Here is a 15569-nt window from a genome sequence, read left to right on the forward strand (position 1 = left end):
CAGATCATTCCGTACTCCCGTAGGAATTACTGCATACCACGCCGAAGCGTTGATCCGGGTATGTAAGGTGCTATTGAGACAGCAATAGCGACTGTTGGTAACTGTTAGGCTGGCTGACAACATCATTTACTTGCCCCTTTCTTCCCCTTAAAACGCCCTCCTAGTCTGGGATTAATACGCCCCGCCCCGGCTGTGCCACGGGTGATCGCCTGGGTAGCACCATCAAGCTGAGAGGCCGCTCGAATACCTGCCAAACCGAGGTAAACAGATAACAGTAACGGCAATACCAAATACAGCCCGCCAGTGAGAAAGTTAAGAATGATTCGTTTAAGCGTGAGATCAGTACTAAACAGCGTGGTCACACTGCCGGGGTCAGGATAAAACGCCTGAATCAGGTTTTGATCCACCCACCAGGCAAAGAACCACAATACTGTCCAGAACTTCACCGTAAACAAGATCAAGGCACCGATAATCAACAAAGAAAATTTATAGCGGCTAATCAAAATAAAGAATGGTAAAAGCGCGTAGAGTCCCATCAGGATCAGCGCTTGCACCATGGGTGCCGCTTCAAGGAAGACACGCAAATAGGCGGCAAACGACACACTGGTCTTTCCAAGGCCGTAAGCAGCCAGACCTTGTTGCGCGGCATTCTGCACCGATACCATTACCCCAGGTTCCCCAACGCTGAAGTCGACCAAGTTTCCATAGGCGAAGTCGTAGCCGCGAGTAGTCCAACGCGGCGGAGAATTAATCAGTGCAATTTGTATAACCGCATCGCGACGTGGTGCGGGGTCCCACCCCGGTTCAGCTGCGGCGGAGAGTAAATCGAGATCACCCAGCTCATTAAGAATCGCCTGCTGAATCCCCTGCCACCATTCCGAACAAAATGGTTTTCCATAAACAGGATTATTAGTCGCATCCCATTCCACGTCCCTGAGTGCCGACCAAGGGTACCCTTCCCTGACGGTATCAGCACGGATGCTATCATAATAACCCGGAATTTCCTGGTACACATGTGAGCCAATCCAATCGGGATCACTCTCCCCATAACGGTTAAGCAACGCAGTGATTGCTGCGCTACTGGGACGCTCGGCCAAGTATTTGGATCGCGCCTCAACAAAACAGTCTCGAAAGAAATCGTTAATTTCATGTTGCAAATTAGGGTCTTGAATGGATGCATCGCGCAATTCATCGATATACCCCCGAAAATCCAAAGTGGGCGGTACATTTTCCATCACTGCGCGATTAAAACCCGAACTAAAACTCATCACCGCATACCAGAACACGGGCACGCTCACAGTAACCGGTGCGGCATTAAACGAAATGCCTCCCCCATAGGTAGTGCGTGAGTTATTGACCGTCGCCACTGGCTGTGCAGGTGTTCCAATGACTGCGCGTGGAGTAAACGACAAATCGACAGCATTCAGCGGTGTCGCCGGTACAGCTGCAATCAAGATCACGAAGAAGGCCACAAAGAACTCCACCTCGACAATACGTAATGTGGTATTGCCCGCTTCCTCGGCATCTTCACCCGCATACGAACGAATAATAGTATCGAGAAGAATACCCAGAAACGGTAGAAACACGATGCCGGTAGCCACCAGCACGTCCCAAATACTGTTATAAAACAGCCAACCAAATAGCGTGGTGTAAAGTTCTAACGTACTATCAACAGCCATACTATTAAGCCACCCAACCCAGCAAAGCCGCTAAAGGATTCTGAACAATCAAACATTCGTAAAGGATGATCAAAATAACTAATGGGCGACGGCTTGCTGAGGATGAAGAGTCATGCCGACGATGACGGGTAAGATGGCAGACAAGCCGAGGCCAACACAGCACCAGCAGACTATAGATAACAGCGCGCCACCAACCCAACGGCAAGTTCGCGACCAGTGTACTTATCGCCTGAGGAGGCTGCGAACTCCCCCAGATACTGACCGCGACGCCCACTATGAGTAACAGTACCAACGCAACGGAGGTATACCCCCAGAACAAAAACTGCCTCTTTACAGAGTAAAATTTCATTGCTCCACACCACCATTTTTCAAGGGACGAGGGTCAGTCGGTACTGTGGCAGGCGTATTCACAGACGATTGGCGGATCGCATTGTCCCGCAGCAATAGCTCTACAACGGTCGAAGTGACAAATTTATCGCGGGCATCTTTCTCGAAAATCACATTACTGATTTCACTTTCCAGCTCATCCAGCGCCTGGATTACCTCTTGCTGCGCGATCTCATTCGCTGCGACATAGCCCTCCTTGCGACCAGCCAATAGCAAGCGTCGAATGATCATCGCCTCCTCCATGACCCTCGCTTCGGCAATTTCCTGGCCGAGCTTATTAATGACAATGGATATTTCGTCGGGAGATTGATTTCGAATCGCCAGAATGACTTGCAGCGTCACCGCAATACCCGGCGCTTCGACTTGCTCCAGATTTACCCGTGTAGGCTGTGTTGAACCTGAAACCAGATCCACTAACAGCTGCACGATATCGTCAGTAGTCTCCTCAATATAGGGAATCAGTCCTTTTCCAGGCCTTGTCCCTTTGGTACAGCTGTCACAGAGACCTACCTCAATCTCACCCAGTACATTATTGATCCACCGGTCAACCGCGTTAGGACCGGCAAAATGCTGAGCAAGAGGTGCGCTACCAGGCAAGTTACTACTTGTTTCTGGAGGCCGTTGCGACAATATATTCAATCCAGCTTTGGCAACATCTGACAGCACCCGAATCGGCGGCTGGTTAACTCCACCCGCCCTCAGGCCACCTACCCATTCAATTCCCTCGTTAGGCGCATCTTCTGCATCGTCGACCGCATCATGGATATTGGCTCCACCAATTCCCACCGACCGCTTCCAGGAGTCGCCCCAACTGACTGTAATCCACTCATCAAAAGGGTTTGTGTTATTGGCGATCTCGTACTGGATACGCTCACAGCTTTTAGTGGCCAGCGAAAAGGATTCGTTGGCGCGCAATAAGGCGTTTTGAAACAGGTCATACAGGCCAGGATTTGCCTTTTGAAGAATATAACCAGGCAAATTTGCTATCGCGGCTGTGGCTGCCAATTCAATGGCATTAACAGCGTTATCGACACCATTTCGCAAATTGTCCAGTGAACTTTCAATAGCCACCATTGGATCAAAACCGCTGCAACTGAGAGCAGAGGCCTGTCCGCTTAGTGATAAATCAATCGTAGTGATATTGAGGCTGGGGGGAATAGCAATATCCCGCCCCCCACCAATCTTGTAGTAAAACAGGCTATCGTCGCTTGGCGCTTCTGCGGCAATTAGCGAATGACACGTCATAACACTAACCGCCAGGATAACCAACCGGCGACAGAACCGCGTGGTTGTATGTTTGGCAATCATAAACAAACCCTCACCGGAACAGTGAATAAGTAAGCTCCCTTTGCCTCACAGCATTCGTAGGGGCGCCACAAGGTAAACGCGTATCGGTTATCTTCAGAATGACGCCCCTGGGACCACGAAGTACTCAACACATCGTTTTCACCAAAGGCATAACATTGCTCATCGACTTCAGGTGCCAGCATTTGCCATACCCCCGTATCCGGATCGTTCTCAACCAATTCACCGGGCAACCAGGTACGGTTATAGCCATTGCCATCAAGTGCGTTATAAATATGAGGTTGGCGGGTTTGGGTAACGATATTGCCAGCCCGCTGTGCAACAACCGCAGCCGCCTTGGCATCATCCTTTTGATTGATAAATCCTGTACGCGGCCAAACCGGCCCCCATTGTTGCTGGATTCCATCGCCCACGACACGCCGACCGGGTAGCAGGTTTTGCAAATACAGCATCTCGGGTAAACCAAGACGCCAGGTCAATGCATCGAGTGAAGAAAGCAGATAGGGATTAAAGGACTCGGCTTCAGAAGGACAGTAATACCCTGTGTTGCCGATAAAGTCAGAGACTGAAGAGAAAGGGTGACCAATCGCGGTCACTTCTTTAAATCGCAGACTCTGGTCTGTCGCTGGATTCCCGCCTTCGGTTCGATGCCCTCCTCCTACAAAGGCACCATGAAAGGTACTGACGATCCCGCTAGCTATGTCGGAATCTAATGAGCCAAATAAGGATTCCATTTCCTGCCATGGGTTATCACCGGGCTCGTCGTAGACACTCACCACCAGATCCGGATTGTAGTGTGCGACTCGGATACTGGTCTCGATAGAACATTCATAAATACTGCAACGCAGCCAGACACAGACGCCAGTAATGCAATAATTCAGGCAGGAACGATCCAGTGTAATTGCACCAACAATATCAGCAGTTGTTATCGTCGTTGGTTCTGCTTCAAAGGCCTGTAGCTTGTATCCTTGCAACAGCACAATTAACACGGCTACTTGTAAGACTCTGCTCATCAATTACGCCTCCCCTTTTTATCTTTAAGCCACTGACGGTAGCGATTGATGGCTAGAGAGAGATCGGTCATTCCATAGATCACCGCTTGCTTGTCGAAAATAATCACTGGATAACGGTCGAGGCCATACGCCATCATTGTGCCCAGAGGAAGATAAGCAGTGCGTAATTCGTCTTCCAATTTTGAACGTCCTATTTCAGCAATTTTCTGCTGAACCAAGGCGCGCGCCAACGTTTCATCATTGGGCAGCCCTTCGCTCAATTGATCCTGGATAGACTGGACTGCATCAAGACTTAAGATGGTAATTTCTGGGTTGTTTTTGGAAGGGCTCGCACTCTTCCAATTGACTGACTGAATGGGCCGCTGATTAGAGGTGATTGCAACAATTGATTGTGGCAAAGCGTCAGCGCCAGCTTCTAATATGCTCAGTGCCGCGAATACGATTGCAGCAGATACAACAAAAATCTTCAGTTTCGACACGCTCTAATCTCACACATAGGCTCAGTTGGCTCTATGGTTAATCAGCAGACGAAATAGAGCGATAGAAAAGCTTTCATGCTGAAAAGTAAGATATTTGGAGACTTAGTGGTGCTTTTCCGGGAATTAGATCAGGAAGCCGTCCAATGAGTACCACCTCGACAAATGACCGGCGGGAATAACTACGCCAAGTATCGTAACTATGAATATCGAATACAACTCAGCTTGACTCTATAGCTACTATAGACATTACAATTGCGAATAATTATCAGTTAGCCCAAGGAAAACCCATATGCCGCCGCTTGTAATGACCCTTTCATCTGAACGAAAGCATTCTATTAGGCGTATTTATGCGTTTTGCCTTTTATTTGTGTTCGTATCTTGGTCAATCGTGGGCCTTGCCGCATCCGAAGATCACCTGGTGGAACTACGGCAGATTGCACAACTAGCAGAATATATCGGTGTTGATTACTCCGAAGCTGTCAACGACGGTCAGATAACTGACAACGGTGAGTATCAGGAGATGCTGGAGTTCTCCAGCCTAATTACTACGAAAATCTCGCGTGTAGCTGAATCTTTTAGCAAGCTCCAACCTATTGTCCACCAAGCAAAGTCGCTTCAATCATCTATCCAGAACAAACAAAGCATCAATACCGTGCGAGTGTTAACCGCTGAATTGAGGTATTCAGTACTGACCCTGGCACCACAATCATCTCTGCCCACTGCGCTAATGGCGATAGCTAAAAGGCAACAGATGTATGAAAACAACTGTGCTAGCTGCCACGGTGTAACCGGACAGGGAGATGGAATTGCAGCTGCAAATTTAGAGCCATCCCCTACTGATTTCACTGACAAAGAACGCGCATTAAACCGATCCATCCTCGGCCTATATGATGCGATTGCCAACGGTATCGACGGCACGGCTATGCCTGCTTTTGCTCAATTAACCGACCAACAGAAGTGGTCGCTGGCGTTCTATGTGGGTAGCCTTGCTTTCCAGCCATCTGAGCAACTTCCCGCTCAAGCCGACCCCGCCATTTCTCTGCACCAGCTTGTAAACTATAGTCCCTCGTTGTTAGCCAAAGAGCTGCCCGACAAGCACACAAATGTCATTGAACAACTTCGAGCCAACCCAAACCCATTGTTTGTCGCAAAGAGTACACCATTAACTGTCACCCGAGAACGGCTTAAAGCAGCGCAATCTGCGTACCACATGGGCGAATATGATCGGGCACACAATCTCACTGTTAGCGCTTATCTGGATGGTTTTGAATTAGTTGAAAACAACCTGGATGCAAGAAATCAAGCATTGCGGAAAAGTATTGAAACCACCTTGATTAAACTTCGTCATGCTATCAGCCAGCCACAAAATGACCCCGAATTGGACAGCGTGATGTCCAATGCATTCAATCAATTGGATCAAGCCGAACGGCTTTTAACTGAATCGGCCCTATCGAATGGAACGCTTTTTTCAGCGAGTTTGGTGATTCTGCTACGCGAAGGCTTGGAAGCGCTGTTAGTCATTATTGCGTTAACGACAGTGCTGATACGAACGCAACGCCGGGATGCACTAAAGTATGTGCATGCTGGGTGGATTTCCGCGCTATTCGCTGGTGGTGCCACATGGCTGGTAGCCCAAACACTAATCAGTATAAGCGGTGCCAGTAGGGAAGTAATGGAGGGTGTCGCCGCGATGTTAGCCGCGGTGGTGTTATTTTATGTCGGCATCTGGATGCATGACAAAACTCATGCTGAGCAATGGCAAGCCTATATCCAGCAACATATTAACACCAAACTTAAGTCTGGAACCCTCTGGGGATTAACCGCCCTTGCATTTATCGCAGTGTACCGCGAAGTATTTGAAACGGTTCTCTTTTACCAATCGCTGCTGACACAATCTGTTGATGCTCAATTGTCTTATGTCGCAGGGGGGTTCTTTCTCGGCACAATTATACTCTTCGTGTTGGCGTGGGTATTGATCAAGTATTCAATCAAGCTCCCCATAGCTCGCTTCTTCGCGACAACCACCTATTTATTATTGACCCTCTCGTTCGTACTAATGGGCAAGGCTGTATCAGCTCTTCAAGAAGCTGCTTTTATCGATATTTCACCATTGCCGGTTAGTTTTTCAATTGAATGGATTGGCGTTAATTCAACATGGCAGGGAGTATTGTCCCAGGCACTGATACTACTCGCTTTCGCTGTGGTCATACTACGGTCGAAAGTTAGGAGGAATTCGATACGGCAGGCATAGCGTCCAATAACAAGGAATAGGCTTCACGGATTCTCCAGTTGCTTTGCCGACAAGTTTCTCAAAATACCGCACTCCTCGACAGTGCGGTTAGTTGAGCAGCTATCCCGTAGCGATGTTAGATGTCGCCGAAGCCCTTCCAGTTCCTTCATACGTTGCTCCACTTGCTCAATATGATTATCAATCATCTTGTTCACATCATCACAATGCATACCAGGCGATTGGTTTAATTCAATCAACTGACGAACCTCTGATAAAGCAAGGTCAAGGCTACGGCAATTTTTAATAAACATAAGTTGTCCAACAGCCGACTGGTCATACAGACGAAAATTCCCTTCACTGCGCCTTTTCGATGCAAGCAGTTTCTCTTTTTCGTAATAGCGTATTGTCTGCACGGAGCATCCGGTCAATTTGGCTAGCTCACCAATTTTCATCCTTCTTCCTCAAAGCTTGACTCTATAGTTACTATAGAGTTTAAACTATGCAGTAATGGTAAAACAAGGGCTCAAATATGACTGATTCGTGTGATGGGGGATGTGCTGACTCTGCTGATAAAAGCATAGCCATGCCGCTGCATAGAACGCGGGGCTCTGGAGGCTTCGCCAGCGTATTTACGATACCCAAGATGGACTGCCCCTCTGAAGAAAGCATGATCCGAATGGCTGTTAGCGCCATCGACCCTTCTGTCGCACTCGAATTTGATACACCGAATCGTAAGGCCACCGTGTTTCATGGCGACAATTTTGCACCCATTCAGGCCGCTATCGAAAATCTTGGACTGGGGGCAACCGTAGATGATACGCGACCCATTGATGGGGAGGACTTCTCAGCAGCGGTCACCTCCGCGCAGGCAACCAACAGCAAGGAAGCTGGCGTCCTCAAGTGGCTATTAGCGATCAATGCCCTCATGTTTGGGGTAGAAATCAGCATCGGTTGGGTTGCACAGTCGACTGGATTAATTGCCGATTCCTTGGACATGTTTGCTGATGCTGCCGTATACGGCCTAGCGCTCTATGCGGTAGGTCACAGTGCTCAAATGAAGCTACGAGCGGCACACTTTTCCGGTTGGTTACAAATGATTCTAGCACTTGGCGCGCTGAGTGAAGTCATCAGGCGATTTATATTTGGCAGTGAGCCCTTATCCATGCTTATGATGAGCTTTGGTTTACTCGCATTGATTGCCAACTCCCTGTGCCTGGTACTGATCAACAAGCAAAAAGACAGTGGCGTACATATGAAAGCGAGCTGGATTTTTTCGGCCAACGATGTGATCGCTAATTTAGGGGTTATTCTGGCCGGGCTATTGGTTGCACTCACGGGTTCACGCTACCCGGACCTAGTGATTGGTTTTGTGATTGGTTTAATCGTTTTAAATGGCGCACGACGTATTTTGCAATTGAAATCGTGAATACCATTAAAGAGGCACGTTAATCCGCTATGCACAATCACGATCATGAATCATCTAGCTCACGTATTGGTTGGGCATTTTTTCTCAACTTTGGGTTCACCATCGTTGAATTTATTGGCGGTTGGCTCACCAATAGCACAGCCATTATGGCAGATGCGGTACATGATCTTGGCGATAGTTTATCCATCGGACTCGCCTGGATTTTAAGCAAAATTGCGCATAAGCAAGCCAACGATACCTATAGCTATGGTTACCAGCGATTTTCGTTATTGGGTGCACTGGTTAACGGCGCGGTTCTCATCGGCGGGTCTATATGGGTATTAAGCGAAGCAATTCCCCGCTTATCCGATCCAGAAATGCCCCATGCACAGGGCATGATTGTTCTGGCCATATTTGGAATAGCCGTCAATGGATTCGCCGCTTATAAGCTTAGCCATGGAAAATCATTAAATGAGCGCGTTTTGAATTGGCACTTATTAGAAGACGTTTTAGGCTGGGTGGCAGTTTTACTCGTTGCTGTTGTGCTTAGCTTTGTCGATCTCCCTGTGCTCGATCCACTTTTATCCATCGGATTTACCTTGTTCATATTATTCAATGTCACCAAGACACTCATCGACACCATTAAGATTTTTCTTCAGGCAACGCCAGACACAAAAGTTCGGCAGGATATCATTAGCGACTTGAAATCTCTTGAGAAAATTAGGAGTGTACATCACGTCCATATCTGGTCGCTTGATGGTGCTAATGATGTATTAACCGCACACCTTGAACTCGAAAAGGCGATAAGCGATTTAGGCCAACAGGAGCTAAAACGAGAAATTTCAAGGACTCTACAACGCTACGACTTATCGCATACAACGATAGAATTAGAATTCCCCGATGAAGACTGCCGAGATAGCGAAGCAACTTCAACCAAAACAACATTGCCAACAAGTCCTTGAAGTCAACCATAAATGAAAACAGTCGAATTTTTAAACAATTCTACTAAGAATCTTGATCAGATAGACATATTTAGTATCAAACGCATTAACCGTATAGATTATACAAACCGAATGGTATAGAATTAATAGTATGTTGCGGCCATTCATCTCATACCTGTTTATCTTTTCGCTACTCTTTATGGGTATCGAAAGCGCTGTCGATATTACCGGTGGTGAACACCCCCACGGTGACGAATATGCGCATGTCCTGGACAGCGATGACTCGCATTCATCTGATTCAACTACTGACAACGACCACTGCTCACATTGCTGCCACGGTCATACCGGCAGCATTGCCGGTCATGCTCCAGTACTGAACTGTGACATGGCTAATCAACAGTTTTCTTTCTACCAGCCACACTTCCTCAACTTTACCCAAGCACCACCCACTCCGCCGCCCAACGTATAAATCATTTCTGATCTTTATCAGCATACCTACTGTTGTGGAGCGACATTCGCTTACAACAACTACGTGTGCACGAATGTTTATGGAATATCGGACTATGATTTATGCAAACACGAAACATTATTGCTGCCTTACTTTTAGGTAGCCTATCCTTGGTGAGCTGGGCGGATTCGATTAAATCGCCTATGCAAAACACCGAACAAGTGTCGCGGCGCGTCAATGCTTCCACAGCGCTAACGCTGGAAGATGCCATCACCCGCACCCTGAAAAACAACCCGCAGTTGTACCAATACCGTTTTCGTCAGCAGAGCCTTGTGGCACAGCGCGAAAGCAGCTCGCTCTCTCCAGCCCTGAATCTGGGACTGGAAGTCGAAAACATCGCGGGCAGCGGAGAGTTTAACGGGCTTGATAGCGCGGAAACTACCCTTGCACTGTCTTCTGTGATTGAGCTGGGAGCCAAGGCGCGTTCACGGGTTGCGGTGATTGATGCCAGAACCGACCGCTTGAATTTTGAGCGCCAGGCGACAACGCTGGATGTACTCGGTGAACTAACGACAACGTTTATTCGTTCTCTTTCCACCCAAGAGAGCATTGCTCTTGCAATGGAGGCTGTTGCGCTATCAGAGCAAATGCTAAAAACCGTTGAACAGCGAGCGTCTAAAGGTGCTGCCCCTGAGGCGGAGGTTATGCGCGCTAAAGCAGCACACACTCGTACATCTATTCGCCTACAGGCATTGCGCAGCAGTTTTAAGCGTCAGAAGGTAATGCTAAGCAGCTTCTGGGGGAGTACCAATCCCCACTTTACTGAACTCAGCGGTAGCCTATCTGCGCTTGGCTCTTCGGATGATTTTGCCAGTTTATTACAACGCGCCAAGCATTCCCCTGCCATTGCTATTTTTGCCAGCGAGGCTCGGCTAAAAGATGCCGAAGTCAATCTGGCTCAGGCACAAAGTCGCGTGGATATAGGCTGGCAATTGGGTGTCAGGCGTTTCGAAGCAACCGATGACACTGCGTTAACGGCGGGCATTTCGATTCCGTTGTTCAGTGGTAAACGTAACCGTGGGAGCGTCGCCTCGGCATTGGCCGAGCGCAATGCCGTGGACTACCAACAAGCTGATGCCCAGCTCAAGCTACACAACCGCTTGTTCGCTGCCTTCTCTCAGCGTGAAGAGAATAAGGCTGCTGTCGAGCAGTTCAGCACTCAGGTCTTACCCGCGCTGGAGCAGGCATTACTTTTGACACGACAAGCCTACGAAAACGGTCGCTATCGCTATCAAGACTGGATTGCCGCACAGGAAGAACTGCTCACTGCCAAGCAACAACATATTGAAGCCGCTACTGCAGCACAGCTCAATCAAACACTCATCGAGCAATTAATTGCAGAACCACTGGCAGCTAACGCTTTATCTTATTAACACAGCATTTTGGCAAATAAAACACTTTGCCAAGAGCGCAAGGAATTAACTATGAAAACTTTACCACTCTATTTAACCCTGACAATCGCAGTGATTATCGGCGTAACAAACCCTGCTTTTGCTCAGGCAGACTCTGATGATCACGACCACGATCATGAGGCTCATACCACTGACAGTGCCAAGCATCATGAAAGTGATGAGCATAAGCACAAGCATGATGATGGCGATACTAACGAAGACGATCATGCTCACGATAAAGAAGAAAATGCCAGCCGCATTAGTGGCGAAATGGCTGACCAAGTCGGTATTGGTACAACCCTCGCGTCAGAACAAATCCTCCACCAAACCATTACCAGTTACGGTGTGCTCTCAACCGGGCCGGAACAACTCAGTCATATGCGGGCACGTTTTTCTGGGTTGATTACCTCTGTTAAGGCCAGTATCGGCGATACGGTCAAAGCAGGCGACTTACTCGCCGAAGTGGAATCCGATGAAAGCCTGAAGAAATATTCGGTGCGCGCTCCCATTTCTGGGACGGTCGTACAACGTCACGCCAACACCGGCGAAGTCACCAAGGATCAGGTGTTATTTTCCATCGCCGATTTTGGCACTCTATGGGCCGAACTGCGTATCTACCCAGCGCAACGGGATAACGTCTCTACAGGGCAAACCGTTGAAATTGCCTCAGACAAACAAACCATTACTGGCAAGATCAGCCATATCATTCCTTCCCTAAACAAACCCTATCAACTCGCTCGCGTACAGCTGGATAACAGGCAGCTGGGGCTATCGCCCGGCTTGCTGGTCGAGGGGCATATCGTCATAGCCGAATTTAAGGTGCCGTTAGCTGTTGAAAAAGCGGCTGTGCAACAGTTAGGCGGACGTTCCGGTGTTTTTATTCAAGAGGAGGAGACTTACCGCTTCGCCCCCTTAACACTTGGCCGTGCCGATGAGCATTACGTCGAAGTACTGGGAGGTATTAACGCGAGCCAGCGCTATGTCAACCAAAACAGCTATCTGATCAAAGCAGATATCGAAAAATCCGAAGCCGAACACGAACACTAAGGGGCGCACCATGATTGATTCTATACTGCGCCTTGCCATTGAACGGCGCTATTTATTTCTCAGTTTAATATTTGTTGTGATCGGTATTGGCGTCTGGAGTTACCAAAAATTACCGATTGATGCCGTGCCTGATATTACCAATGTGCAGGTACAGATTAACACGGCAGCACCCGGTTATTCGCCTTTAGAAGCAGAACAACGCATTACCTATCCGGTAGAAACGGCGTTATACGGGCTGCCCAAATTGGCATACACCCGGTCGCTATCGCGTTATGGCCTCTCACAAGTCACCGTCGTCTTTGAGGAAGGCACAGACATCTATGCCGCGCGCAACCTGATTGATAATCGATTGGGGGCGATTCAAAGTGTGTTGCCACCCGGCATTGAACCAGAGATGGGGCCAATCTCAACCGGGCTGGGTGAAATCTTTATGTACACCGTGCAAGCATCGCCCGATGCCACCATGGCGAATGGTCAACCTTATGATGCGACCGCCTTGCGTGAAATTCAGGACTGGATCATCAAGCCCCAGTTGGCACAGGTCAAAGGTGTGATCGAAGTCAACAGCATTGGTGGTTTCAACAAGCAATACCACGTTACGCCCGACCCAAAAAAGCTGCTGTACTACCGCATCAGTGTCGAAGAACTGGTCAATGCCCTGCAAGCGAATAATGATAATCGCGGCGCGGGATACATCGAGCGCAACGGGCAGCAATTACTGGTGCGTTCTCCCGGTCAATTGGCGACCGTGGAGGACATCGGCAATGTGATCATTACCGAGCACGACAGCGTGCCGATAAAAATTCAGGATGTGGCCGACATTGGCATTGGCAAGGAGCTGCGCTCTGGCGCTGCGACGCAAGACGGCAAGGAAACCGTACTGGGCACGGCGATGATGCTGATCGGTGCTAACTCCCGCACCGTGGCGCGCGATGTTGCCAGCAAACTCGAAGCCATACAGGACTCATTACCCGACGGGGTAATCGCCGAGCCTGTGTATGATCGAACCCGTCTGGTGGACAAGGCCATTGCTACTGTTGCCAAAAACCTGCTTGAAGGCGCACTGCTGGTGATTGTCGTGCTGTTTACTCTACTTGGCAATTTTAGGGCGGCACTCATTACCGCTGCGGTCATTCCACTTTCCATGCTAGCCACCATGACCGGCATGGTACGCACAGGGGTTTCCGCTAACCTGATGAGTCTGGGTGCACTGGATTTCGGCCTCATTGTCGATGGCGCTGTCATCATTGTCGAAAATGCAGTGCGGCGTTTGGCAGAAGCACAACACAATGGCAACCAACAAACATTGCGCGAGCGTCTGGATACGGTATATGCAGCCACAGCTGAAGTCATCCGGCCCAGTTTATTCGGCGTGGCGATCATTACCGTTGTCTATATCCCCATTTTCTCTCTTACCGGTGTTGAAGGAAAAATGTTCCATCCGATGGCAGCCACGGTGGTGATGGCATTGCTGTCGGCGATGGTGTTTTCTCTGACGATTGTGCCTGCCGCTGTCGCTGTTTTCCTACGCGGCAAGATCAGCGAAAAAGAAAGCGTGGTGATAACCAAGACTAAATCCTTTTATAAACCACTCTTACTGCTGGCGCTTAAATTTCGCTGGGTAGTCGTCAGCTTTGCTGCGCTACTAATCGCGGGGTGTATCTGGTTGGCGACGACATTAGGTTCTGAATTTGTTCCGCAATTGAATGAGGGCGATATTGCGCTACACGCCATGCGAATTCCAGGCACAGGGTTAGAGCAGGCGGTAGAGATGCAGGAAATTCTTGAACAGCGCATCAAATCTTTCCCGGAAGTTGATAAGGTGTTTGCACGCATTGGCACGGCAGAAGTCGCCACCGACCCTATGCCACCCAATGTTGCCGATAACTTCGTGATATTAAAGCCGCGCAATGAATGGCCTAATCCTGATAAAACCAAGGATGAGCTGGTCACTGAAATGGAAACCGCACTCGAAGAACTGCCCGGTAATAACTACGAGTTTACCCAACCGATACAAATGCGCTTTAACGAGCTGATATCCGGTGTACGTGCAGATCTCGGCATTAAAGTCTTTGGCGACGACCTCGATCAACTGGTATTGACGGCTAACGATATACTCAAGGCAATCAACCAGGTGCCGGGAGCCGCAGATGCTCGTGTTGAGCAAGTCACTGGCCTACCGACCTTGTCGATAATTCCCAAACGTACCGCCCTGGGTCGATACGGGTTAAATGTGGTGGAACTGCAAGACTGGGTCTCTGCGGCAATTGGTGGTGAATCGGCAGGCTTATTGTACGAAGGTGACCGGCGCTTTGAGTTGATTGTTCGCTTACCTGAAACGCTACGCCGCGATATCGACCGTCTCTCGTTTTTGCCCGTACCTCTGCCCAATGGCGACTACATCCCTCTGGAGGAAGTCGCTACATTAGATATTTCACCGGGGCCAGCACAAATCAGCCGCGAAAACGGGAAACGTCGGGTAGTAGTGACTGCCAATGTTAGAGGTCGTGACCTCGGCAGCTTTGTTACCGAAGTCAAAGCACGCATTAACAACGACGTTGATATACCACCGGGTTACTGGATCAATTACGGCGGTACCTTTGAGCAATTGGAGTCTGCCAGCCAACGCTTAGCCCTCGTGGTACCCATCACCCTGCTTATTATTATTGGTTTATTGGTGATGGCCTTTGGCTCACTCAAAGATGCGCTAATTATTTTTACCGGCGTCCCTTTGGCGCTAACCGGTGGGGTTCTCTCTCTATGGTTGCGGGATATGCCACTGTCGATTTCGGCAGGCGTTGGTTTTATTGCCCTATCTGGAGTCGCCGTGCTCAACGGTTTAGTGATGCTGGCCTTTATTCGTGACCTCTGGCATGAAAAAGGTGATCTTCTAACATCAGTTGTTGATGGAGCGTTAATTCGATTGCGTCCAGTATTAATGACTGCACTGGTTGCCAGCCTCGGTTTCGTACCCATGGCACTCAATACGGGAACTGGCGCTGAAGTGCAGCGGCCTCTGGCAACTGTTGTGATTGGGGGCATTATTTCGTCGACGTTGCTAACACTTTTTGTATTGCCCGTGCTGTACCACTGGGTACATCGTCATAGCAAGCAAGGTGTCGAAGCCGGATAAACTTGAGAGCACACCCTCCTTTTTGAGGGTGTGCTAATTTTCTCGTTGGCC

General features: G+C 49.0%; 12 protein-coding genes. 6 read left to right on the plus strand and 6 right to left on the minus strand.

The annotated features are described in order from the left end of the window. Nucleotides 1–122: 122 nt before the first annotated feature. The 4 genes from CPC19_RS09785 to CPC19_RS09800 form a co-directional block, all read right to left on the minus strand. Nucleotides 123–1679 (minus strand): conjugal transfer protein TraG N-terminal domain-containing protein, encoded by a 1557-nt coding sequence (locus CPC19_RS09785; protein ID WP_096910770.1) that lies wholly within the window; start codon nt 1677–1679, stop codon nt 123–125. 345 nt (nt 1680–2024) lie between these two features. Next, entirely contained in the window at nt 2025–3374 is a 1350-nt protein-coding gene (locus CPC19_RS09790; RefSeq protein WP_020162265.1) for an integrating conjugative element protein, read from the minus strand. After that, a complete protein-coding gene (locus CPC19_RS09795; RefSeq protein WP_096910771.1) occupies nt 3371–4384 on the minus strand; it encodes a TIGR03756 family integrating conjugative element protein in 1014 nt (337 codons plus the stop codon). The genes CPC19_RS09790 and CPC19_RS09795 overlap by 4 nt, the downstream gene beginning before the upstream one ends. After that, entirely contained in the window at nt 4384–4863 is a 480-nt protein-coding gene (locus CPC19_RS09800) for a TIGR03757 family integrating conjugative element protein (protein ID WP_096910772.1), read from the minus strand. Before CPC19_RS09800 ends, CPC19_RS09795 begins: the two co-directional genes overlap by 1 nt. Before the next feature lie 289 nt (nt 4864–5152). On the opposite strand from CPC19_RS09800, the gene CPC19_RS09805 reads away from it, so the two are divergent. Further along, nucleotides 5153–7114 carry a cytochrome c/FTR1 family iron permease gene (locus CPC19_RS09805; RefSeq protein WP_015006110.1) on the plus strand — a complete coding sequence of 654 codons (1962 nt, stop codon included), beginning with the start codon at nt 5153–5155 and terminating at the stop codon, nt 7112–7114. A 23-nt stretch (nt 7115–7137) separates the two neighbouring features. Here CPC19_RS09805 and cadR read toward each other — a convergent pair whose 3' ends face one another. Further along, complete coding sequence (gene cadR, locus CPC19_RS09810; protein WP_015006111.1) at nt 7138–7545, minus strand: Cd(II)/Pb(II)-responsive transcriptional regulator; 408 nt, start codon at nt 7543–7545, stop codon at nt 7138–7140. 77 nt (nt 7546–7622) lie between these two features. Between cadR and CPC19_RS09815 the strand changes: the two genes are divergently transcribed. Together CPC19_RS09815 and CPC19_RS09820 are read left to right on the plus strand one after the other, a co-directional pair. Continuing rightward, entirely contained in the window at nt 7623–8519 is an 897-nt protein-coding gene (locus CPC19_RS09815) for a cation transporter (RefSeq protein WP_096910773.1), read from the plus strand. Between the two features lie 29 nt (nt 8520–8548). Next, nucleotides 8549–9460 (plus strand): cation diffusion facilitator family transporter, encoded by a 912-nt coding sequence (locus CPC19_RS09820; RefSeq protein WP_096910774.1) that lies wholly within the window; start codon nt 8549–8551, stop codon nt 9458–9460. A gap of 301 nt (nt 9461–9761) precedes the next feature. Here the strand turns inward: CPC19_RS09820 and CPC19_RS11855 are convergent, their stop codons facing one another. Continuing rightward, nucleotides 9762–9932, minus strand: a complete 171-nt coding sequence (locus CPC19_RS11855) for a hypothetical protein (RefSeq protein ID WP_020162271.1) — start codon at nt 9930–9932, stop codon at nt 9762–9764. Between the two features lie 77 nt (nt 9933–10009). Between CPC19_RS11855 and CPC19_RS09825 the strand changes: the two genes are divergently transcribed. From CPC19_RS09825 to CPC19_RS09835, 3 genes are read left to right on the plus strand one after another with little or no spacing between them, the layout of a single operon-like run. Beyond that, nucleotides 10010–11320 carry a TolC family protein gene (locus CPC19_RS09825; protein ID WP_015006115.1) on the plus strand — a complete coding sequence of 437 codons (1311 nt, stop codon included), beginning with the start codon at nt 10010–10012 and terminating at the stop codon, nt 11318–11320. A gap of 51 nt (nt 11321–11371) precedes the next feature. Continuing rightward, nucleotides 11372–12385, plus strand: coding sequence for an efflux RND transporter periplasmic adaptor subunit (locus CPC19_RS09830; RefSeq protein ID WP_020162272.1), 1014 nt, complete (start codon nt 11372–11374; stop codon nt 12383–12385). Nucleotides 12386–12395: 10 nt separating this feature from the next. After that, nucleotides 12396–15518 (plus strand): efflux RND transporter permease subunit, encoded by a 3123-nt coding sequence (locus CPC19_RS09835; RefSeq protein ID WP_096910775.1) that lies wholly within the window; start codon nt 12396–12398, stop codon nt 15516–15518. Nucleotides 15519–15569: the final 51 nt, after the last annotated feature.

The sequence above is a fragment of the Cycloclasticus sp. PY97N genome, assembly GCF_002443175.1.
Taxonomy (GTDB): Bacteria; Pseudomonadota; Gammaproteobacteria; order Methylococcales; family Cycloclasticaceae; genus Cycloclasticus; species Cycloclasticus pugetii.